Genomic DNA, 19,477 nt, shown 5'->3' with positions numbered 1-19,477 from the left:
CGAGGAGGCGGACTCCGTCTGGGAGGGCGGAATCGGCTCGTTGCTAGGGTTGGCGACGTTCGGCACGGCGTCAATCGTACCATCGACGCGCCTCGATGTCTGCCCACCGCGGGCACTTGGCGCCCTCCTCGCACCGCAGGGTCATTGCGAACACCTTTGCCTCTTCGCTTTCGCCGCAGGATGCGCTACTAGTCATAACGATTCTGCGCCCGTAGCTCAGCTGGATAGAGCGTCGGCCTTCGAAGCCGAATGTCGTCTGTTCGAATCAGACCGGGCGTGCCGCAGAAAATAAGGCGTTTCAAGCGCCGCCGGTAGAAGGTCATGACAACGTCGTGACAACTGCCAGGCGGCTCTTGGAGGCCGTCCAGCAGGGGCGCCCCGATCGCGATCGCATCGCTGTCGAGCTCGCCGGCTTGGTGCTTCAGGAGCACGAGCAAGTGCACGCGACACGGGGTGCGTCGTGAAGAGGTGCGCGCACGTTTCATCGTTTGCGAACGCACCGCGCATGCCCAACCCGTCGCCGCCGAGCATCGCGCGCGTGCTCGAGACCGCGTTTCGCTACGACCGCGGCCGCGTGTTTGCGTGGTGGCTGCGCGCGCATTGGCACGACGTGGGCGTCCCAGGAGCCTCGCTCGTGCAGGCGTTCGCCGACGACATGCGGCACGCGCTGCTCGACCCGATCATGTCCGATTACTCGGCGAAGCTCGTGCTTCGCGCGACTACTGCGGCCGATTGGATCCGTGTCGTGCCGGAGAACGCTTATCGGCCGAAGGTCCGACGTCCCATGTTCGATTGGTGCGTGTGCGGCTCGGAAACGTGTTCGCCGCTCAAGCACGATTACGCGCCGAATCGTGAGAGCGCCGCAGCGCGGGCGTTTTGGGAGGCGGCGACATGATGCTCTGCCCCTTGACCATCAAGGAGGCGCGCGACTTTGTCGCGCGCCACCATCGCCATCATCGAGCGCCAAGGGGCGGACTTTGGGCGGTCGGAGTCGCGGACGATGGCGAGATCGTGGGCGTGGCCATCGTGGGTCGCCCGTGCGCGCGCCTGCTCGGTGGCGGTTACGTGGCCGAGGTCACGCGCGTTTGCGTGATTGAAGGCGCCCGCAATGCGTGCTCGATGCTGTACGGCGCGTGCTGGCGAGCTGCGCGTTCCCTGGGGTACCGACGACTGATCACCTACACGCTGGCGAATGAGTCGGGCGACTCGCTCCGTGGCGCTGGGTGGACGTGCCTGGGTGAGCGCGGCGGCGGATCATGGGATCGCGTATCGCGACCGCGGGTCGACCTGCACCCGACCCAAGTCAAAATCGGATGGGAGTGCGCGCTGCCTCGGACTGGGAGGGCCGCATGAACTCGTCAATCGCCGATGTCGTCGAAGGTCGCTCATCGTGGTGCGTCATCACCGGTGACTGCCGCAACATCCTGCCAAGCATCCCGTCGGTGGACGTCGCGATCTTCGACCCACCCTATTCACGGCGGGTGCACGAGAACGCGCGCACGAGCCGCCGTCGTGACCTCCCCGACGTGGCAGAGGCCACTTGCAGAACGAAGCGGCGCGTCGAGATCGGCTTCGAGCATCTGCACGCGGCCGACCGGCGATTCATTGCCGCGTGGTGCGCGCAAAGCGTGCGCCGATGGACGCTGGCATTTTCCGACGTGGAGAGCTCGTTGCTTTGGCGGCTCTCGTTCCAGGCGGCGGGGCTCAACTACCGACGTACCGGCGAGTGGGACCGGCTCGGTGGTGCGCCACAATTCAATGGACTCGAGCCCGCGGCGGCATCCGAGGCGATCACGATTTGCCATCGCAAAGGTCGTCGACGCTGGAATGGCGGCGGGGCGCCTGCGCGATGGTCGCACCCGATCGTTGCAAATCGGCTCGGCCAGCGGAACAGCCGCGTGCACGAGACGCAGAAACCGCTCGGGCTGATGCTCGACCTCGTCCGGCTGTTCTCCGACCCGGGCGATGTCGTGATCGATCCTTTTTGCGGTTCCGGAACGACGCTGGTTGCAGCGCTCCGTCTCGGTCGACGCGCGATTGGGATCGAATTGAATCCGGCGCACGCGCGGACCGCCCGCGAACGATGCGCCGCCGAGGAGACGCAATCGACTCTTCAGGCAGTTCGCTCAGGGCAAATTGCCTTGTTTGGTAACGCGTAAACGCATTCAACAGGAGGCGAGAACATGATTGGCGTGGATGCGCTCGCGTGGGCGCTTTTCGTCACGGAGAACGAGGTGCGGCAGTTCGTGGCTGGCGTTGCCGATTTCGTCATCATCCCGACACCCGATTGCCGGCTTGTGGCAAAGGTTTCCGAAGAGCGCCTTGAGAACGCGTTTCGTCGCGCATGGGAACGCGACGAGAGCGGCTGGCGGTCTGCTGCTTACTCTCGCGCCCAAGCGATGATCGACAACACGCTCCGCCGGACGGCGCGCGTACTGCGCGTTGTGGGCACCTACACGGTGGACGCATGATCGCGCCGCGCCCCTACCAGCAAGAGGCGGTCGAGCGCGCGCGGGGGCTCATCGCGCGCGGGCTGCGGCGCGTGCTCATCGTCGCCCCGACGGGTGCGGGCAAGACGGTCATCGCGAGCTGGATCATCACGCTCGCGATCGCGCTCGGCAAACGCGTGCTCTTTCTCGCCCACCGTCGCGAGTTGATTTTTCAGGCGGTGCGGAAGCTCGTTGCCATCGGTGTGCCGACCGACGCGGTGTCGTTCATCATGGCGAATGAGCGCCATGTGCCGCTCGATGACCGGCGCGCCGTCTTGCGCAATCCCACGGCGCCCGTGCAGGTGGCGAGCGTCGATACGTTGCGAAATCGGCCGAAACCGGTTGCGGATCTCGTGTTCATCGACGAGGCGCACCGGTCGCTCGCGAATACATACGTCGGGATCTGCGCGCACTACGAGCGCGCCGCGATCCTCGGGCTCACGGCCACGCCCTACCGCGCCGATGGCAAGGGGCTGGGCACGATGTACGACGAGCTCGTCGTGGTCGCGTCGCCGCAGCAATTGATCGACGATGGCTTTCTCGTTGCGCCCGCGGTGTTTACCGTGCCGCGAGCCTCGCTGCCCGACCTCAGCGATGTGCGATTGAAGGGCGGCGACTACGACGAGGAGCAATTGGCGCAGGCCGTCGACAAGGTCGGTCTCGTCGGAGATCTCGTCGAGCATTGGCAGCGGCACGCGGGCGACCGACGGACCGTTGCATTCGCTGTCAACGTGCAGCATTCAAGGCACATCGTGGAGCGCTTTCGCGCGGTGGGCATCGCTGCCGAGCACCTCGACGGGACCACGCCGGCGGCGGATCGAGATGCGATTCTGAGGCGTCTCGATCGTGGTGAGACGCGCATCGTCAGCAACTGCGCCGTGCTCACGGAAGGCTGGGACCAGCCCGCGGTCAAATGCGCCATTCTCGCCAGACCGACGAAGAGCACGGGGCTCTATCTCCAATGCGCGGGCCGCATCTTGCGTCCCTGGAATGGCGAGAAGGCCATCATCCTTGATCATGCCGGGTGCGCCCTCGAGCACGGGCTCCCGCAGGACGAGCGCGCGTTCTCCCTGGATGGGCAAAAGAAACGAAAGCGCAAACCGAGCGAGGCTCCGCCATGCAAGACATGTGAGTCCTGCTTCGCCGTCGTCCCGTCCGCGACACGAGAGTGCCCTGAATGCGGCGCGGCGTTTCCCGTGTCCGACGGCGAGCGCGAGCTCGAAGAGCAACCCGGCGAGCTCGTGGAAGTGCGGCCGGCGTCGCTCGACGAGAAGCGCGCCTCGTGGGACGAGATCTGCGCCCGCGCGCGCAGTGACCACCGCTCGCCAGGATGGGCGGCACACGAATATAAGCGCCGCTATGGTACCTGGCCACCTCGCTCGTTCCCCTCGGCGGACTACGACCCGGAGCGTGCTTTCACCGTCAAGGAGAAGCGCGCCTATCACGCGCGGCTCGTCGCCCAATGCGAAGAGCTGGGGCACGACCCGAAGTGGGTGTTGGCGAGGTACCGGGGCAAGTTCGGTGAGTGGCCACCTCGCGAACCCACGTATGCGGAGGCGTGGTGATGGACGAGCACCCGTTTATGAAGGCGTTGCTCCTCGCGCTCGGATCGCAGCCATGGTGCCGTGTGTGGCGCCAGAATTGTGGCGGCGTGCTCGTACGCGACGCGAGAGGTCGCGTGCAACGGCGCTTCGATGCAGGGCCGCCGGCGGGGGTAGCCGACATCTCAGGTTTCACGCGTCCGGACGGATGGCGTCTCGAGATAGAGGTCAAAGCCGCCGGCGGGCGGCGGGCGCCGAACCAAATCCGCTTCGCGGAGCTGGCTCGTGCCAACGGCGTTGTGCACGTGTTCGTCGAGTACGACGAAGAGCTTAGCCTCGCGCAGAACGTCGAGCGCGCCGTGGAGCTCGTACAGCAGGCCATCACCGAGCGGAGGGCGCGCGCTGCATGACCCTCGTTGCCGTCGCCCCTCACACGCGGTTGACCGGTGTGCCGAAAGAGACGGCGCGCCTCGACGCATACGAACGTGTCGAGCTCGTTGAGGCGCTGCACCGCACATGGAGGACGGACGCGCATGCCGTCGGATACCTGGCTGCCGGATTCGGCCCGCGGCAGCCGCGGCTCACGAAGGGTGCCGTGCTCGAGGGGCTCTACAACGCGCAGACGACGGTCTTTTTCTGCGACATCGACAACCCGCGGCATGAAGCGTGGACCGATGAGATGCGAGCCGCCGCCTTCGCCTTCGACGCGCACCATCTGCAGACGGAAGGCGTGTACCACACGCGCAGCGGGCGCCGGCTTGTGCAGCCGCTCGCCGAGCCACTCCCCGTGCTTGCCGCCGAATGGCACATCCGCCGCTGGCTGCTCGAACTCGAGGGACGCGGCTACCTCGTCGATTGGTCGTGCACCGACTGGACGCGCCACTTCCGCCTGCCGCACGTGCGACGTGACGGGCGGGCCTTCACGTCGCCGGTCGTCGATCTCTCGCGCATGCAGCCGATCTCGATCGATCGGGCGGACGAACCTTCGCCTTCTGCACCGCGCCCTCGTGCGCCACGACGACAGGGCGGCGGCGCCGCGGTCGCATTCTCTAGCGAGCTCCCCGAGCGGTGGCATGCCCTCGTCGAGCCACTTGCCCGCGCCATCCGCCAGACGGTTACCCAGGATTGGCACGCGTGCTATCTCGCCCTCGGAGGGGCCCTACTCGGGCGCGGCGTGCCCCCGGAGCACCTGCCGGAGCTCGTTCACGCGATCGCCGTCGCCGCCGACTCGGTGAAACCCGAGAACCACGCGATCGGCGCGCGCGACACCGCTGGACGTTGGCTCGATGCGCTCCCGATCACCGGATTGAACAGCCTCGCCCTGGAATGGCCCGGCGTCGCCGACACGGTCGAGCGGGTCACCCTCACCGCGCGCGGCGAGCGGGTGCAGGCTCTCGTCGAGGCGCCGCCGGCGGTCCCGCCGCAATCGCTCGCGGACACGGTAGCCGCGCTCGAGCGCACCCTCCGCGACGCGCCCAACGGATTGAGCGTGATCAAGGCGGAATGCGGCTTGGGTAAAACGCGGTCGGCCGAGACCGTGGCCGCTGAGCGCTCGGCGAAGCGACACCTTATGGTCGTGGACTCGGCACGAGCCCCGACGCAATCGAAGACGTCGATCTCCGTGGACAAGAATTCGCTGGCCCTGCAGGTGGCGGCGAACCTGCGGGCACACGGTGTGGCGGTGCGCCGCTACTTCGGCGCCCTGTCGGTGCGCCGGCCCGATGGCACTCCCGAGTGCCGTTACCACGCGAGCGCGGGGCCGATGGTGGCTGGCGGCCAATCGATTCGATGGGAATTTTGCTTGGGCCGCGGGAAGGAGCCGTGCGAGTTCTACGACGAATGCTCGGCCAAGGACGGAGTCGAGGGCCCCGACGACGCGCGCGTGACGGTCGGAACGCACCCGCTACTCGCCGAGCTCGCGAGCGCCGCCGGGTCGACCGGGCTACTCGTGATCGACGAGCCGCCGCCGGTGCTCGCTGTCGAGAAGCTCGCGCGCGAGGACCTGGCCACCACGGCGCGCTGCTTGAGCGCCTTCGAGCCCCTCTTTAGCGACGCCCTCGCGCCGGTCGTAGCGGCGGCCTCCGCGTGGTTCGACGCGCCAGATAAAATGTGGGCGGACATGTCGGACACGCTCGATGTGTCGGACGCGTTCGGCCCCGATGCTCGTCAGCGGCATGCGCCCCCAATTTTGCGCCAAAACGTGTTCGTCGCGCGACGATCGCCACGGTACGCGGGTATGCTCGGCACCGCATCACGGGTGCTTTGGGCTCTCTATCGTGCCGTGATGGGCCCCGCCGCTGTCGCCCTCGAGGATGGCGTCATCTCGATCGCTGCGCCGAATGATCGCCTTGCCGCCGCTCTCCGGCGAGACGGCTCCACGATAGTGACTGACGCGAACGCCGATATTCATCTGCCGTCGTACGCCCGCATCATCGGATACACGCCTCCGTTTCATCACTTCGCCGCCCGGGACGGCGCTGCGGTCGAGCGATCCCTTCACCGCTACAGCGGTGCGACGCGACGCAACTGGTTCGAGCACGGCCGGCTCGTGCTCACCACGGGGGTACTCCTCGCTATCGGCACCGTGTTCGATTGGGCGGGATCCGAGCGATTCGGGCTCATCACGTTCCGTACGCTCGAAATCCTTATCCGAGGATTGATCCAACCAAGGAACGCCGACGTAGAACGGGAGTGGAAGGAGGCCGGGCAAAACATCGAAATCCTGCGCGTGGCACGGCTCGATGGGCCCGATCTCGAGGGGCGCGCCGTCGAGCTCGGCCACTACGGTGCGACGCGTGGGCTCGATCACTGGAAGGAACTGGACATGGTCGCCACACTCGGCGATCCATGGCCTCACCTCGGAGATGTGCGCCTCGGGGCCGACTTCACGGAGGGCGATCCCGACTCGATGGCCGAAGCCATGGCACGCGCCGAGCTTGAGCAGGCGCACGGGCGCTTGAGGACCGTGCACCGTACTCGCCCCGCTCGAGCGATTCACGTTGGCGCGCTGGTCCCTGGGGGCTCGGGCTGGTCCTCCGGGCAGGTGCGAGTCGAGCGGGCCGACAATGGGCGACCAAAGAATCTGCCGCGCATGTTGCCCGACGAGGCGCGTGCTATCGTTGAGGAACTGGGTGGCGTGGGAGCTGCCGTGTCGCACCTCGGGTGCGATCGCTCCACGCTGAAACGCTATCTCGCTGGAGCGCGTGGCATCCCCGTGAGTGTGGCCGCAAAATTGAAGACCCTTGCGCTCAATCAGGGCATGGGGGGGGATGGCTCCGAAACCCCCTATAGAGAGATGTCTCCCCTTATAGGGGTTTCGGAGCCATCTCTACAATACGGACTGGCTATAGGGGTTTCGGAGCCATCACAACCGAAGAAGGATGTCGCATGATCCCCCCTGTGAAGGGGTCATTGGACGCGAAATTGCTAAGGCGGTCTTGATTGCCGGGCTCTCCGCGTTCGCCAAGGGCATCGCTGAATGGGCCATCAAGGAGATGCAGGAGCGCCGGCGAGAGCGAGCGAAGAAGCCTACCGAGCGATCTGTGGAGAAGTCCTAAGACGATTTCGTCCCGGCTATGGGGGTTTCGGAGCCGCCTATTTCTCGACACCCGGCTATGGGGGTTTCGGAGCCACCCCCAGGTCGATCCAGCGAAGTTGCTATACGTCGAATTTGACGTATCAGTGGTGACGTCTCCATTCACTCCGTTGGAGTAAAAACATGAAGATCTCCGCACTGCCGGCGAGCCTCCTTGCGCTCACCGTCGTTGCATTCGCGGTCCTCGTCGGCCTCGGCAAAATCGAGGCCGCCGCGTTCGTCGCCCTCGCGACGAACATCATCCACGCTCTGCTTCCGGCTCTCGTGCAGCGAAATCCACGGGGTATTCCGCCCGTGGGACGCGTCGAGCGGATCCCGCCCGAGGGGCCGTGATGGGGCGCCTCGGTCTCGGCATTGTTGCCTGCGCGCTCGCCCTCGGCGGATGCGCGCCGGCATTTGGTGCACGCTTTCCCGAGCGGCATACCGCACGCGCAGCCGTGCTCACGCTCGCCGAGGCGGTGAAGGTAGCCGATCATACTTGCGCCGACCTCGCGCGCGAGCTCCAGTCGCTCGAGCTCGCACGGACTTGCGACGACGGTTACGGCGTTGCACGGTCGGCTCTCCTGCTGGCCGAGGCGTCTGTCGACGCATGGGACGCTGGTCAGCAGCAGCGCACGCTATGCGCCGCTGGCAAAGCTGCCGTTGCACTGCGCAACGTCACCGATGCTGTCGTGCGATCCGGTGGCAAAATCCCAAACGTCGTCGAGGACGCGCTCCGTGTGAGCGCCAGCCTCGGAAGGCTTTGCCATGCCGGAACGTGACCTCGGATTGGGCATTGCCCTCGGCGTCTTGCGAGTGCTCGCCGACACGGTCCCTCCGTTCGCCGCGTGGCTGCGCGTCGTGACCGACGGGCGTACGGACACTTTTTCTCTTAGCGTGAAGGATATCCTGCCCGAGGTGAGCGAGTCCCACGCCGTCGTCGTCGAACTCGAGGGACGCTGATGCCTGGCTTGATCCTCGATGGCGTCGCCGAGCTCGTGCCGGGGCTCGAGTGCTTGTCGTGGCACGACGATCCCGCGCTGCGGCTCAAGATCGGCGAGGACGGCGCTCGGCGCCCGCCCGGGACTTGGATCCGGGCGCTCGTTCTCCACACCACGCGCGGCATCCCCGGCGGCACGGACCGTCGACAGCAGAAGATCTTACCCGGCCTCGGGCCTGCGCGAGGCACGGCGCGCTCGGTGAACTCGTGGTGGAGCACGAACGGCAAGAGCGCCGGCGCGCACCTGGTCGTCGACTTCGACGGGGCGGTGGCGTGTCTCGCCGATCTCGTGACCGAGCAGGCGTACCATGCGACGAGCGTGAACCCGCACACCATCGGGATCGAGATCGCGCAAGGCTCGGACGCGGAGCTGTACGAGGGACAGCTCAACGCCGTCGTGCGGCTTGTCGACTGGCTCACGGAGCGCTTTTCGATTCCGAGACAGATCCCGGACCGATACCGCGGACCGTTACCGGTCCTGCAACACGGCGGCCGCGACGTCGTCGGCGTCTACGGGCATCGAGACCAGAGCGCGGCACGCGGCGCGGGCGATCCTGGTGACGCGGTCTTCGAGCACCTGGCGGCGGCAGGTTACGAGCGCGTCGACTGGTCGGAGGCTCGTTGATGCACGAGCGCAAGATGCCGCCGGGCCGGCCGACGATGCTCAACAAGCGCATCACGGCGATCGTCTACAAGACGATCGCAGGTGGCAGCACGATGCGGCACGCCGCCGATATGGCGGGCGTGCACTACGACACGATGAAACTCTGGCTCCGTCGAGGGGCCGAGGGAGCCGAGCCGTATCTCAGCTTCCTCACCCAAACGCGAAAGGCCGAGGCGGTCGCAGAGGCGCGTGCTCAACGTGCGATCCGCGCGGGAATCAAACGTGGTACACCCGAGGCAGTCGGTCGTGCAAAGGTGGCAGGCTGGTGGCTCGAGCGTCGTCGATGGCGTGATTGGTGGCTCGCGCGGCCACGCAGAACGCGCGATCCAAGCTCGTTGAGCGATGCCGAGCTCTTAGAAGCGTTGGTGGCAGAATTGCGGAAGATGACCGCCAAAGAGCCAGCATTGATCGATCAAGTTATCCAACGTTTGAAAGGGAGCGAAGCGTGAACGATGAAGATTTTTTACGACACGGAATTTCATGAGAACGGCAAGACCATCGACCTCATATCGATCGGTTTGGTCGCGGAAGACGGGCGCGAATACTATGCCGTCTCTTCGGAGTTCGATTGGCAGCGCGCGGCTAACGACCGATGGTTGGCCGCCAATGTACTGAGTCATTTGCCGACGGTGATGGTTGGCCCCGATCCCAACGCTCACCGGGTTCTCGACCGCTCGAGCCATGTGGTCTTGGCGCGCGCCGCAATCGCAGCAGATGTTGAGACGTTCATACGTCAGACGCCGCAACCCGAGCTCTGGGCCTATTACACGGCCTATGACCATGTGGCACTCGCCCAGCTTTGGGGGCGAATGGTCGACCGACCTAACGCGGTGCCGATGTTCACTCGCGATATCAAGCAGGAGGCGGCGCGACTCGGGGTATCGTCCGACGATCTGCCGAAACAGCTCTCGGGAGAGCACCACGCACTCGCCGATGCGCGGCATAACCAGGTGATGCTCGCGTTTCTAGCGGACCGAGCGACGCGATGACCCGCTGGACACTCCGCGACGCCACGCCGGCGGACCACGACGGGCTCGTCTTCCTCTGGCTCGAGTCGTTCGCGCGCTCGAAGTTCTCCCAGCGCGCCGCCATCGAAACCATGCGCGAGCACAAGGCGCGCATCTGGACGGAGCTGCACGGTGTCGTTCGCTGGCTGCTCGAGCGTGAGCGAGTGCTTGTCCTCTGCGATCCGCAGAACGCCGGCATCATCTGGGCATTTGCATGCTCGGGCGCCGGGCGCCTGCACTACGTGATGGTCAAGGACCGGTTCGTTGATTGGCGCGAAGAGATGCTCCTCGCCCTGCTGGGCGCAATGCCGCTCGACGGGGTCGCGTACTCATTCCAGTCGGCCGACTACATCGAAGTGTTCGGTGCGATGCCGAGCGGATGGCGGTTCGATCCGCACCTGCCAGCCCGACTCATCTTGGAGGCAGCAGCATGAAGTTCTCATTCATCGCGCTCGAAAGGGCGATCTCGTTCGCTGGAGAGGCTCATGTCACCGAGCTGTCGGCGGCGGCTGGATGCGCGATCACCAAGGAGGGCGACGTTGTCGCCTTGCGTAAGGGCGAAGCACGCGCCGTCGTACCGTGGACGCGGGTCATCTACGGCGAGCCGCTGCCCGAGCTTGACGAGCCGAAGCCTCCAAAGGGAAAGCGGGGGACAGCATAGTCATGACCGACGAAGAGACTCTCCTCGACGAGTGCAAGAAGCTCGACGTCGAGACCGCAAGGCTCATCGATGATAACCGGCGGCTCCGCATCCTTCTCGAGCGGCATTCGCGAGCGCGCATGGAAAATCTTATCGAGGCGGCTCAGCACCAGGCGCTAAAAGCGCTACTGAAACGCGTGACGTGAATGTCGACGCGCTGCTCGCCGAATCGCGCAAGCGCGCCGCCCGGCTCGCACCGCTCGAGATACCAGCGCGCTTCGTGGACTTCTGCATCTGGCTCCGCGTAACGCTCACGCCCGCGCAGCGGGTCTACAGCCTCGTGGTCTACGACGGAGTCCAGCCCGCGGATCTGGACGGCGAGGAGCGCGAGATCGCGCGTGTCATCTTCGATGGGATTGAACATATCCCGCCGATCATGCTCCGCAGGATCTTCACCTTGGCCGGCGGTCGGGGAGGCAAGACCTACGTGCTTGGCGCGCTCCGACTGCTCTGGGGCGCGTTCGTTCGCGACCTCTCGACAATGGCACCGGGCGAGCGGGCCGTGGCGCTCACCATCGCCCCGAAAGACGAGCAGCGCCAGCAGGTCGTCAATTACCAGATCGGTGCGATGAGCATGCGTCCGGAGCTTTGGGCCACGATCGTCTGGCCTCGAAAAATCAGCCTCGACCACCCGCCGAGCGGATTCACGATCCGTCGTCCGGACGGGCAGACGGTCTCTTTCGAGGCGAGCACGTGCAACCGCGGCGGGGTCGGCGGCCGCGGGCGCTCGTTCACCGATGCCCTGATGGACGAAGCGGCGTTCTTTCAGGACGAGAAGAAGGTCGTCAACGACAAGGAGCTGTTCACCGCGGCCGCGCCTCGTGTGCTCCCAGGGGGGCAAGCTATTGCGCAAACGACGGCATGGGCGAAGGTCGGTTACCACTACGAGCAGTGGAAGCAGAACTTCGGGCACCCGGTGAGCGGTGTGGCCGCCCGCGCCACCACGGAGATGCTCCGCCCTGCGGCCGCGGACATCGTGGCGCTCGAGCGCGCGAACGATCCCGAGACCGCGCGACGCGAGTTCGACGCCGAACCGATGGCCGAGACGGCGACGACGTTCTTCTCGGAGGAGCTCATCGAATCGTGCCTCATCGAGGTGCCTTGGTTCGGAACGTTGGCGCATGCTGACAATCCTGACATCGAGAAGAGCGCCGGCAGCGACATGGGGTTCCGATCCAATTCGAGCGCGCTGTGCATCACGTACCGTGTGCTGGGGATGATCGTGCTCGGATACGCCGCCGAGCTCCGTCCCGAGCCGGGCAAGCCGCTGCGTGTGAGCCACACGGTCGCCACGTTCCGAGAAGCGCTGCGCGCGCGGAATGTCTCCACGACGATGGCCGACGGCCATTACCGCGAGGCCGTCGTCGAGCACCTGGGGGACCTGCTCCTCGTCGATGCCCCATCGCCGAGCGATGTGGCGGTCCGCGTGCGCACGCTGATGCGGGACGGGCGCGTGCGGCTCCCCGACCCTCGGGCGCTCCCGCCCGAGTTCGCCACCGTCGTAACTCGGCTCGTGAAACAGCTCAAAGAGGTGAAGGGCCAGGCCACGGCCGGCGGCGGGATGACGATCCATCTGCCGTTGTGGCCCGACGGGTCGCACGGTGACATCGCCGCGGCGTTCATGCTGGCCGTCTACCAGCTTTATGGCGAGGCGGCGAAATCGAGCGTCCCCAAGCCCGGCACCCCCGAGTGGGAGGAGGCCGAGCGCGCAAAGCGACGCGCGGCGCTTCGCGCCGGTGAGAATCGCCTTGGCATCCGACGGTAAGCTGACATAATCCTGACATGTCTGCCGACTGGCACGAAAAGGTCGCATTCATGCGCGAGCACGGTGTCGACGAGGCGCGCTGGAACGAGCTCGGTGATCGCCTCGTCTACGCGAAGCTCGGTGAGCTCCCCGCCGAACCCGAACCAGAGGCCGAGCCGACGCGAGCGCGCAAGTCGAAAAAGGCGGAACCTGTCGATCCGATCGTGGAGCGCCGGCGGATGATCCTCGGCGCGGTCTCCAGTCTCCGGGAGATCGGCTGATGGCAAAGAGACGCATCCGCGTCGACGAGGTGCTGCACGAATCGCAGCGGGGTGGTGCCACGATGAATTGGTGGACCGCTCCCGAGGGCGAGCAGGGACCGATGGTAGCCACGGTCGTGAGCCATATCCAGCAGCGCTACGGTTGGCGCCGCGAGAGCGACCTCCTGCACGCCGAGATGTACGGCGGCGGGTCGAGCGCGGCGGGCATGGCGTCCAGTGCGAGTCGGCGGTACGTCCCGAGTGCACTACCGCGCAACGTATGCCGACAGGCAGTCGATACCATCCGCGCGAAGACGGCCAAGCATCGCCCGCTCCCCCAATGCCTCACGTCCAGAGGCTCTTGGAAAGAGCAAAAGCGCGCACGGAAAATGACCCAATTTTTGGAGGGCGTTTTCTACCAGGCCAAGGTGTTCGAGACGCATTCGAAGAATTGGGTCCGAGACGCGGCCGTTTTCGGGCGCGGCGTCCTCAAAGCGTTTCGCACCGGCTCCAAAATCCGCGTCGAGCGTGTGCATCCTTGGGAGCTGCTTTGCGACGATTGGGACGCACGATACGGAGAGCCGCGCAGCCTGTATCACGTGCGGAGCATCGACGCCGGAGTAGCGGCCGAGATGTTCGCCGACGATGAGGAAAAGGTCGCAGCGATCTACACCTCGGCGGGGGCATCACGCGCGGACGAATGGGATTGGCAGGGGGATGTGGACACCACGGTCTCGCGCGTACGAATCGCCGAGGCATGGCACCTCTGCGCGAACGAGGAGGCGCACTCGGGCACCGAGTCCGTCGAGCACCGATGCACCGGCCGTCACGTCATCACCTTGCTTGATGCATCCAAGGAGCTTTTGAGCGAACCCTGGGGCGAGACGGAATTTCCGTTCGCCATTCTGAACTTCGACGATCCGATCACCGGCTTCTGGGGTGTTGGTCTTTGCGAAATGCTGGAAGGCTGGCAATACGCGATCAACAAGCAGTTTTCCAAGATTCAAGACAGCCACGACATGCTCGGTGGCGGAATGATCTTGAAACCGCTCGGGGCCGACATCGTGGACACGTCGTTCACCAACGGCGTCGTCCCGATCGTGACGTACAAGGCGAACTCGCCGCCGATGTTCGTCACGCCGGCGCCCGTGCATCCCCAGGTTTACCAGCGCGATCGCGAGATGCCGCAAGACGCGCTTGGCGAGGTCGGGCTCACGCCGACATCGACCCAAGGCATGAAACAGCCCGGCATCACCAGCGGCATCGCGATCCAAACGCTCGACGACATCGAGGACGAGCGCCATGTGATCTTCGGCCGAGCTTATGAGGCTGCATGCCTGCAGCTCGCTCGAATCTTCTTGCGACTCGCTGCGCAGATTGCCGCGGATCCCGACTACGGCGAGATGACTATCAGCGTGCCGATGCGCGATGGCCTGCTGAAGCTCTCGTGGAAAGACGTCAGCCTCAATGATTTCATGTTGCGCGTATTCCCGACGTCGCTGTTGCCGCAGCAGCTCGGTGCACGCTTGCAAAAATTGCGTGAGCTGTTCGACGCGCAGATTATCGATCGGCAGACGTTTCTTCAGCAGCTCGACGCGCCCGATCTCGGGGCCGAGCTCGATCTCGAAACCGCCGACAGGTTGAACATCGACGAGAAACTCGAGTTGATTCTCGACGCTGAAGGGCAGCGGGAAGTCGATGTCGCGAAGTCGAAGGCTCTTCCTTCAGCCTACCAGGACTTTCGTTGGGCGCAGCGACGTGCACAACAGAGGCTCAATCAGGCCGAGACGCATGGCGTGGACGAGTACAACCTCGATGCATTGCGTGAGTTCATCGCGGAATGCGAAGCGCTCATCGAGAACGATAACGCCAAACAGGTTCCTACCGGACCTCCAGAGATGTCCGCGCCCATGCCGCCACCACCAGGGGTTGGCGGCCCGCCAATGCCACCGGGGCCGCCGATGGGCGAGCCCCCCATGCCCATGGGTAATGCAGCATGAACGACGAACAGACGTCCGCTTCGAGTGTGATGGATCGGGTCGACGCGCGCGCCGCGGCACTCCTCGAACGCCTTTCGGCGGAATCGACAGAAACATCATCTGACGTCCAGGACGAAGGCAGCGAGAACGGCTCAGTGGATCGTGCGGCGGAGACGCCCGCGACTCCACTCGAAGTCACGAAGACCGCCACGGCTGACGAGCCGGCCGCAGACGACCGCCTCGACCGTGTCGCCACACTCGAGCGCGAAGCGCGTCGCCGGCGACAGGCCGTCGCGCGGCAGGAGCGCGAGCTCGCCGCCGAGCGTGAGCGCGTTGCGGACGCGGGAAAGAAGGCGGCGGACCTCGAAGCCATATTCAGCGACCCCGACCGTCTACTCGAGGCATTGGAGCAGCGCGTTGGGTACGAGAAGCTCACGCAGTGGCTGCACCAGCAGAATGACCCCGCGAAGCGCGCCGAGCTCGCGGCGGCCAGGAGTCAGAAGAAGGAGCTCGACCCCATCACGGCACGCATCGATGCGCTCGAGGCGGAGAACAAGCGCTTGCACACCGAGCATCTGCAAGCGCAGGTCGAGCGGGCGCTTCACTCGCGCATCACCGAGGTGGCCGTCGAGGCTCCCTACACGGCTCGCATCATGCGCAAGGCGCCCGAGGCCCTCATGCAGAGGGTCGACACCATCGTCGAGCGCATGTGCGGGTCCGAAGAAAGTGGTGGCGAGGGTCTTACCTTCGGCGTAGATTTCAATCTCGACCACGTCATCGCACGCGTCGAGCGAGCGCTCAAAGCCGAGCACGCGCTCTACACGGATGACGAGGTCACGGAGCCCGCAGATCAGGGCCGTAACGATAGCAGCAAGAGCACGGGGCCCGCAGGCAAGGGCGGTAACGGCGCCAAAGAGCAGGCGAAAACGTTGACGAATCGCGACGGGTCCGACCGCACGACGCTGGAGACCGATGGTCCCAGGCTGTCGTGGGATGAGCGGATCCGCCGCGCGGAACAGCGGGCGCGCCGATCGACTTGAGGTTCGCGCGCCCCCACACGAGGGACGCAAATGCCTGCTCTTTCATCTGGAACATCGAATGTCGGCCTCGACCTATGGCCGCAAAAGGATATCAACGAGTATTTGGTCGCAGAATCGCCTCTTCTCGGACTTCTCAAAAAGAGGACGGATTTCAACGAGGACAACTGGCATATCGGTTTCGGGACGGGTACGCCGCAGGGCGTTGGGCCGGTTTTTCAGTTCGCGAAAGAAGGCAAAACGTCGAGCACGGCCGACCAGTTCACAATTCGCGCAAAGACCCTCTATGCCATATTCTCCATCGAAGGGCGCATTATACGCCAGTCGAAGAAGAACGGAGCTCTGCTGGTTAAACCCTATGCGCGTGAATCGAAAAATTCAATCTCGCAATGGAAACGCGAAATGTCAGCGTTCCTCTACGGAAACGGCGGAGGGTCTATCGGTCAGATCGACCCCACTGGTTTCGACCCGAATTCGCGAACATTCCGCCTGCGTGACCCGTCGAAGGTTCGCTTCTTTTCTCGGTACCAAAAATTGTGGTTCGCCACGGGCAACGACGGCAGCATCGACCCGGGAACGCCGTTGCCTGGTGGTGGCGGAGGCGTCGCCGGTGGCGTGAACAATGGCTTCGTGACGATCGAGGAGATTTCTCGATCTGGAGACACGAGGGGAACGATCGTCATCAAGGAGCCATCTCTCAACTCCGTCGTGCAAGGGATTACCGCGAACGATTTCATCTTTCGGCGCGGTGTATTCGGAAATGTCGTGACTGGTATCCAGGGCTGGATACCACCGGGCAAGCCTGGTGGTATCAATCCGGTTACTGGCCTTCCTATCCCGGACAATTTTCTCGGCAGCAGGTCCAAACGCTCGGCCGACAGTGACATTTATGCGGGCATGCGCATCGACGGACGACGCGCCGGCGGCATCTTTCAATGCGGCATGCTCGCAGCGACGGCACTCGTTGACTCGGGCGCGAAGCCCGATACATGGCTGATGTCCACGTTCGATTGGAATAAGCTGCGCGTCGAGCTTTCTGCCGCAGGGTCGTTGACCTACAATACGACACCTGCTGCCGGTATTGGCAAATACAAACCGGGAGCCACCTATAAATCAATCGTCATCATGGGACCGGCTGGGGAAATTGACGTTTTTCCCGATCCAGATTGTCCGACAGGGCGCTCGCTAATGACGCAACTCGATACTTGGACTCTCGCGCTAACCAACGAGCTTGTTCAACTCGTCGAGGATCCCATGATGGAGGAAAATGCCGACTCGTGGGAGTCACGTTTCGTCGGCGATCACGAGTTGTACAACGAGATGCCTGCATACACCGCCACCCTTCAACACGCGGAAGGAGCCTGATATGGCACTCGATGTCCAGAAGTTCAAGGCGGCCGTCTGCGGGAGCGTGACGGACCTCAATCAGGACCAGGTGCGCAAGCTCCTTTCGTCCCGCACGTACGGCTACGACTTCGTGAACGGCGCGGCCAATGCGCCATTGAGCGAGTCGATCATCCTGCACGTGCTGCGCGACGGCGTGCTGCGCGCCATCACGCTCACCGCTCCGGTGGCGATACCAGCCGATGGGACGAACTTCGCCTCGCTAATTTTCCTCCGTCGTACCGCGCCGAACTACGTGTCGCTGCCGATCGCGAACATCGCCATCTTGCCGAGCGCGTCGGGGGGCACGGGGCCGCTCGGCGCCTTCGTGCCGTACACCATTCCGCTGCTGAATATTTCCCAGCAGAACATCCGGTTCAACGCAGGCGATTTGCTCACGCTCGCCGTTGCCAAGTCGGGCGCCGGCGTAGCGCTCTCCGCGCCCACCTCGAGTTTCCACGTGGGGCTCGATCTCGAGGAGGATTGACCATGCGCGCGCAAACGCAATTGGCTCGCGATCTCAACCCGGGCACGGTCGCGCTCGAGTTGGCGCTCGTCATCGGGCCGGGTGGTTCGGTCTCCACGTTCCGGGGCATGGGCACCGAGGAGGGCAAGCCTCCGCGGCGGACCGGCCCGGGCCAGTACACGATCACGCTCGACCAGCTCTATTTGGGGCTAGTGGGATTCGAGCCCGGCATGAAGCGTCCGGCGGGTGTTGCGCTCGTCCCCACGCTTCGAACCGAGAACGTGAGCGCCTCGCCCATCGTCGTCGTTGAAACGCTCAACGGGTCGACGGCGACCGACCCGAATCCGGGCGACGTTGTCTTCCTCAAATTCAAGCTCGACGAGCTGGGGTTGCCGTTCTGATGAAAGGGCTCCTCCTGCTCGGCAAGGGGTTGGCTCGCGAGCCGGCCTCCAAGGGCGCAAGCGACGAGGAAGCGCTCGAGGACGAGTACCTCCAAATGGCGTACGAGGCGCTCAACAAGAAGGACCCGAAGGCATTCGCGAAACACATGAAGAGCGCGATCCGCGAATGCCTCGGCAAGTACCAGAACGAAGAGGAGTAGGGATATGGCGCGGAACGTTTCTTTGGCGGAGCTGCGACAGCGCGTGCGGTGGCGCATCGACGAGGAGAACGCCACGCGCCGGACGCCCGACACGGAGCTCAACGTCGCGATTAACGAGGGCATTGCAAGCTACCACACCGAACTGGTGCGATGTCGTGGTCAAGGTTTCGGCGAGGAGCAGGCCACCATCACGACGGTGGCCGGCCAGACGACGTATCCGCTGCCCACGCGGTGGCTTTCGGTCGTCAAGGTGTGGACGATGGACGGCGGAGTCGAGTGCGTGCTTCGAACGTTCGAGGAGTTCGAGACCGACGGACTGAGCGACGCCGTTTCGGGGGACGTCGAATCGAGCTACCGTGTGCAGGCCGACACGATCGCGTTTCGACCCGCGCCGACCGCGCAGCAGGTTTTCTTCGTGCGCTTCATCGGTGCGGCCGTGAAGCTCGTCGCGGACACGGACAAGGTGGATGGCATCAATGGGCTCGAGGAGTACATCGTCGCGTGGGCGGGACGAGTGATCGCCATCAAAAATCGTGACTGGGAGCTGCGCGACACGCTCACCGGCATGATGGCCGAGAAATTAGACCAGATGCGTGCGCTCGAGGCGATGCGCACGACGGCGGAGCCACCGCGCATGAGCGACGTTCGAAGAGACACGTGGTGCCGATCTAGGAGGTTCGGTCGATGATCCCCAAGACGCGACTCCCCGCCAAGAGCGAGCACTTCGACGACCGCCCTCTGGACTCTCTCCAGGGAGCGACCAACGAAGCGCGCCAGGTCGCGAACCAAGCGCCCATTACCAGCACGATCGTGGGCCCCATCACGTTCACATCGGGCGGACAGTCGATCCGCCTCGAGCACAAACTGCAACGCCAGCCCGTCGAGTGGACCGCCATCGACACCACGCGACCGCCGAATTCGTTGGGTACTTATGACGGCTTCGGCGCGTTCCGCCGCGTGGCGTGGGATTCGCTCACGATCACTATCGCATCGTATTTTTCCTGCACCGCCACCTTTCGGGTCGCGTAAATG

General features: G+C 64.6%; 25 protein-coding genes and 1 tRNA gene. All 26 read left to right on the top strand.

What is annotated here, in order from left to right:
• The first annotated feature begins 205 nt into the window (after positions 1-205).
• The 26 genes from LZC94_47355 to LZC94_47230 all read left to right on the top strand — a co-directional run bounded on the left by LZC94_47355 (position 206) and on the right by LZC94_47230 (position 19,474).
• Positions 206-279 (top strand) — tRNA-Arg (locus tag LZC94_47355).
• Between the two features lie 226 nt (positions 280-505).
• Positions 506-895: a hypothetical protein gene (locus LZC94_47350; protein WXB15427.1), complete on the top strand. Its 390-nt coding sequence runs from the start codon at positions 506-508 to the stop codon at positions 893-895.
• Positions 896-1,319: 424 nt separating this feature from the next.
• Positions 1,320-2,159: a site-specific DNA-methyltransferase gene (locus LZC94_47345; GenBank protein ID WXB15426.1), complete on the top strand. Its 840-nt coding sequence runs from the start codon at positions 1,320-1,322 to the stop codon at positions 2,157-2,159.
• A 24-nt stretch (positions 2,160-2,183) separates the two neighbouring features.
• Complete coding sequence (locus tag LZC94_47340) at positions 2,184-2,471, top strand: hypothetical protein (GenBank protein WXB15425.1); 288 nt, start codon at positions 2,184-2,186, stop codon at positions 2,469-2,471.
• Complete coding sequence (locus LZC94_47335; protein WXB15424.1) at positions 2,468-4,054, top strand: DEAD/DEAH box helicase; 1,587 nt, start codon at positions 2,468-2,470, stop codon at positions 4,052-4,054. Before LZC94_47340 ends, LZC94_47335 begins: the two co-directional genes overlap by 4 nt.
• Positions 4,048-4,440 carry a hypothetical protein gene (locus LZC94_47330; GenBank protein WXB15423.1) on the top strand — a complete coding sequence of 131 codons (393 nt, stop codon included), beginning with the start codon at positions 4,048-4,050 and terminating at the stop codon, positions 4,438-4,440. The genes LZC94_47335 and LZC94_47330 overlap by 7 nt, the downstream gene beginning before the upstream one ends.
• Positions 4,437-7,421, top strand: a complete 2,985-nt coding sequence (locus LZC94_47325) for a hypothetical protein (protein ID WXB15422.1) — start codon at positions 4,437-4,439, stop codon at positions 7,419-7,421. The genes LZC94_47330 and LZC94_47325 overlap by 4 nt, the downstream gene beginning before the upstream one ends.
• A 327-nt stretch (positions 7,422-7,748) precedes the next feature.
• Positions 7,749-7,958 carry a hypothetical protein gene (locus LZC94_47320; GenBank protein WXB15421.1) on the top strand — a complete coding sequence of 70 codons (210 nt, stop codon included), beginning with the start codon at positions 7,749-7,751 and terminating at the stop codon, positions 7,956-7,958.
• Positions 7,958-8,386 (top strand): hypothetical protein, encoded by a 429-nt coding sequence (locus LZC94_47315; GenBank protein ID WXB15420.1) that lies wholly within the window; start codon positions 7,958-7,960, stop codon positions 8,384-8,386. Before LZC94_47320 ends, LZC94_47315 begins: the two co-directional genes overlap by 1 nt.
• A 7-nt stretch (positions 8,387-8,393) precedes the next feature.
• The gene (locus LZC94_47310) at positions 8,394-8,567 is read left to right on the top strand and encodes a hypothetical protein (protein WXB15419.1); all 174 of its coding nucleotides are present in this window, start codon (positions 8,394-8,396) and stop codon (positions 8,565-8,567) included.
• Positions 8,567-9,229 (top strand): peptidoglycan recognition protein family protein, encoded by a 663-nt coding sequence (locus tag LZC94_47305; protein WXB15418.1) that lies wholly within the window; start codon positions 8,567-8,569, stop codon positions 9,227-9,229. Before LZC94_47310 ends, LZC94_47305 begins: the two co-directional genes overlap by 1 nt.
• Complete coding sequence (locus tag LZC94_47300) at positions 9,229-9,717, top strand: hypothetical protein (GenBank protein ID WXB15417.1); 489 nt, start codon at positions 9,229-9,231, stop codon at positions 9,715-9,717. Before LZC94_47305 ends, LZC94_47300 begins: the two co-directional genes overlap by 1 nt.
• A gap of 3 nt (positions 9,718-9,720) precedes the next feature.
• Positions 9,721-10,257 (top strand): 3'-5' exoribonuclease, encoded by a 537-nt coding sequence (locus LZC94_47295; GenBank protein ID WXB15416.1) that lies wholly within the window; start codon positions 9,721-9,723, stop codon positions 10,255-10,257.
• The gene (locus LZC94_47290; protein ID WXB15415.1) at positions 10,254-10,709 is read left to right on the top strand and encodes a hypothetical protein; all 456 of its coding nucleotides are present in this window, start codon (positions 10,254-10,256) and stop codon (positions 10,707-10,709) included. Before LZC94_47295 ends, LZC94_47290 begins: the two co-directional genes overlap by 4 nt.
• The gene (locus LZC94_47285) at positions 10,706-10,936 is read left to right on the top strand and encodes a hypothetical protein (protein ID WXB15414.1); all 231 of its coding nucleotides are present in this window, start codon (positions 10,706-10,708) and stop codon (positions 10,934-10,936) included. The genes LZC94_47290 and LZC94_47285 overlap by 4 nt, the downstream gene beginning before the upstream one ends.
• Before the next feature lie 2 nt (positions 10,937-10,938).
• Positions 10,939-11,121, top strand: coding sequence for a hypothetical protein (locus LZC94_47280; GenBank protein ID WXB15413.1), 183 nt, complete (start codon positions 10,939-10,941; stop codon positions 11,119-11,121).
• Positions 11,118-12,740, top strand: coding sequence for a hypothetical protein (locus tag LZC94_47275; GenBank protein WXB15412.1), 1,623 nt, complete (start codon positions 11,118-11,120; stop codon positions 12,738-12,740). The genes LZC94_47280 and LZC94_47275 overlap by 4 nt, the downstream gene beginning before the upstream one ends.
• 17 nt (positions 12,741-12,757) lie before the next feature.
• On the top strand, positions 12,758-13,000 hold the full coding sequence (locus tag LZC94_47270; protein ID WXB15411.1) for a hypothetical protein: 243 nt from the start codon (positions 12,758-12,760) through the stop codon (positions 12,998-13,000).
• Positions 13,000-14,979, top strand: coding sequence for a hypothetical protein (locus LZC94_47265; protein WXB15410.1), 1,980 nt, complete (start codon positions 13,000-13,002; stop codon positions 14,977-14,979). The genes LZC94_47270 and LZC94_47265 overlap by 1 nt, the downstream gene beginning before the upstream one ends.
• Complete coding sequence (locus tag LZC94_47260) at positions 14,976-15,998, top strand: hypothetical protein (GenBank protein WXB15409.1); 1,023 nt, start codon at positions 14,976-14,978, stop codon at positions 15,996-15,998. The genes LZC94_47265 and LZC94_47260 overlap by 4 nt, the downstream gene beginning before the upstream one ends.
• A gap of 30 nt (positions 15,999-16,028) precedes the next feature.
• A complete protein-coding gene (locus LZC94_47255) occupies positions 16,029-17,360 on the top strand; it encodes a hypothetical protein (protein ID WXB15408.1) in 1,332 nt (443 codons plus the stop codon).
• Position 17,361: 1 nt separating this feature from the next.
• On the top strand, positions 17,362-17,865 hold the full coding sequence (locus LZC94_47250) for a hypothetical protein (GenBank protein ID WXB15407.1): 504 nt from the start codon (positions 17,362-17,364) through the stop codon (positions 17,863-17,865).
• Positions 17,866-17,867: 2 nt separating this feature from the next.
• Positions 17,868-18,245, top strand: a complete 378-nt coding sequence (locus LZC94_47245; protein WXB15406.1) for a hypothetical protein — start codon at positions 17,868-17,870, stop codon at positions 18,243-18,245.
• Positions 18,245-18,445: a hypothetical protein gene (locus LZC94_47240; GenBank protein ID WXB15405.1), complete on the top strand. Its 201-nt coding sequence runs from the start codon at positions 18,245-18,247 to the stop codon at positions 18,443-18,445. The genes LZC94_47245 and LZC94_47240 overlap by 1 nt, the downstream gene beginning before the upstream one ends.
• 4 nt (positions 18,446-18,449) lie before the next feature.
• Positions 18,450-19,133, top strand: a complete 684-nt coding sequence (locus tag LZC94_47235) for a hypothetical protein (protein WXB15404.1) — start codon at positions 18,450-18,452, stop codon at positions 19,131-19,133.
• On the top strand, positions 19,130-19,474 hold the full coding sequence (locus tag LZC94_47230) for a hypothetical protein (GenBank protein WXB15403.1): 345 nt from the start codon (positions 19,130-19,132) through the stop codon (positions 19,472-19,474). Before LZC94_47235 ends, LZC94_47230 begins: the two co-directional genes overlap by 4 nt.
• Positions 19,475-19,477: the final 3 nt, after the last annotated feature.

This window comes from Sorangiineae bacterium MSr11954 (genome assembly GCA_037157815.1).
Classification (GTDB): Bacteria; Myxococcota_A; Polyangia; order Polyangiales; family Polyangiaceae; genus Pendulispora; species Pendulispora albinea.
Note: the sequence above shows the minus strand (reverse complement) of the source record. Positions and strands in the feature narration are given on the sequence as shown.

Coding starts and splice junctions, on each gene's coding strand:
- LZC94_47290 (WXB15415.1), top strand. CDS start 10,254: ATGACCCGCTGGACACTCCGCGACGCCACGCCGGCGGACCACGACGGG.
- LZC94_47305 (WXB15418.1), top strand. CDS start 8,567: ATGCCTGGCTTGATCCTCGATGGCGTCGCCGAGCTCGTGCCGGGGCTC.
- LZC94_47320 (WXB15421.1), top strand. CDS start 7,749: ATGAAGATCTCCGCACTGCCGGCGAGCCTCCTTGCGCTCACCGTCGTT.
- LZC94_47245 (WXB15406.1), top strand. CDS start 17,868: ATGCGCGCGCAAACGCAATTGGCTCGCGATCTCAACCCGGGCACGGTC.
- LZC94_47255 (WXB15408.1), top strand. CDS start 16,029: ATGCCTGCTCTTTCATCTGGAACATCGAATGTCGGCCTCGACCTATGG.
- LZC94_47335 (WXB15424.1), top strand. CDS start 2,468: ATGATCGCGCCGCGCCCCTACCAGCAAGAGGCGGTCGAGCGCGCGCGG.
- LZC94_47235 (WXB15404.1), top strand. CDS start 18,450: ATGGCGCGGAACGTTTCTTTGGCGGAGCTGCGACAGCGCGTGCGGTGG.
- LZC94_47270 (WXB15411.1), top strand. CDS start 12,758: ATGTCTGCCGACTGGCACGAAAAGGTCGCATTCATGCGCGAGCACGGT.
- LZC94_47295 (WXB15416.1), top strand. CDS start 9,721: ATGAAGATTTTTTACGACACGGAATTTCATGAGAACGGCAAGACCATC.
- LZC94_47230 (WXB15403.1), top strand. CDS start 19,130: ATGATCCCCAAGACGCGACTCCCCGCCAAGAGCGAGCACTTCGACGAC.
- LZC94_47285 (WXB15414.1), top strand. CDS start 10,706: ATGAAGTTCTCATTCATCGCGCTCGAAAGGGCGATCTCGTTCGCTGGA.
- LZC94_47280 (WXB15413.1), top strand. CDS start 10,939: ATGACCGACGAAGAGACTCTCCTCGACGAGTGCAAGAAGCTCGACGTC.
- LZC94_47350 (WXB15427.1), top strand. CDS start 506: ATGCCCAACCCGTCGCCGCCGAGCATCGCGCGCGTGCTCGAGACCGCG.
- LZC94_47340 (WXB15425.1), top strand. CDS start 2,184: ATGATTGGCGTGGATGCGCTCGCGTGGGCGCTTTTCGTCACGGAGAAC.
- LZC94_47265 (WXB15410.1), top strand. CDS start 13,000: ATGGCAAAGAGACGCATCCGCGTCGACGAGGTGCTGCACGAATCGCAG.
- LZC94_47260 (WXB15409.1), top strand. CDS start 14,976: ATGAACGACGAACAGACGTCCGCTTCGAGTGTGATGGATCGGGTCGAC.
- LZC94_47250 (WXB15407.1), top strand. CDS start 17,362: ATGGCACTCGATGTCCAGAAGTTCAAGGCGGCCGTCTGCGGGAGCGTG.
- LZC94_47315 (WXB15420.1), top strand. CDS start 7,958: ATGGGGCGCCTCGGTCTCGGCATTGTTGCCTGCGCGCTCGCCCTCGGC.
- LZC94_47300 (WXB15417.1), top strand. CDS start 9,229: ATGCACGAGCGCAAGATGCCGCCGGGCCGGCCGACGATGCTCAACAAG.
- LZC94_47325 (WXB15422.1), top strand. CDS start 4,437: ATGACCCTCGTTGCCGTCGCCCCTCACACGCGGTTGACCGGTGTGCCG.
- LZC94_47240 (WXB15405.1), top strand. CDS start 18,245: ATGAAAGGGCTCCTCCTGCTCGGCAAGGGGTTGGCTCGCGAGCCGGCC.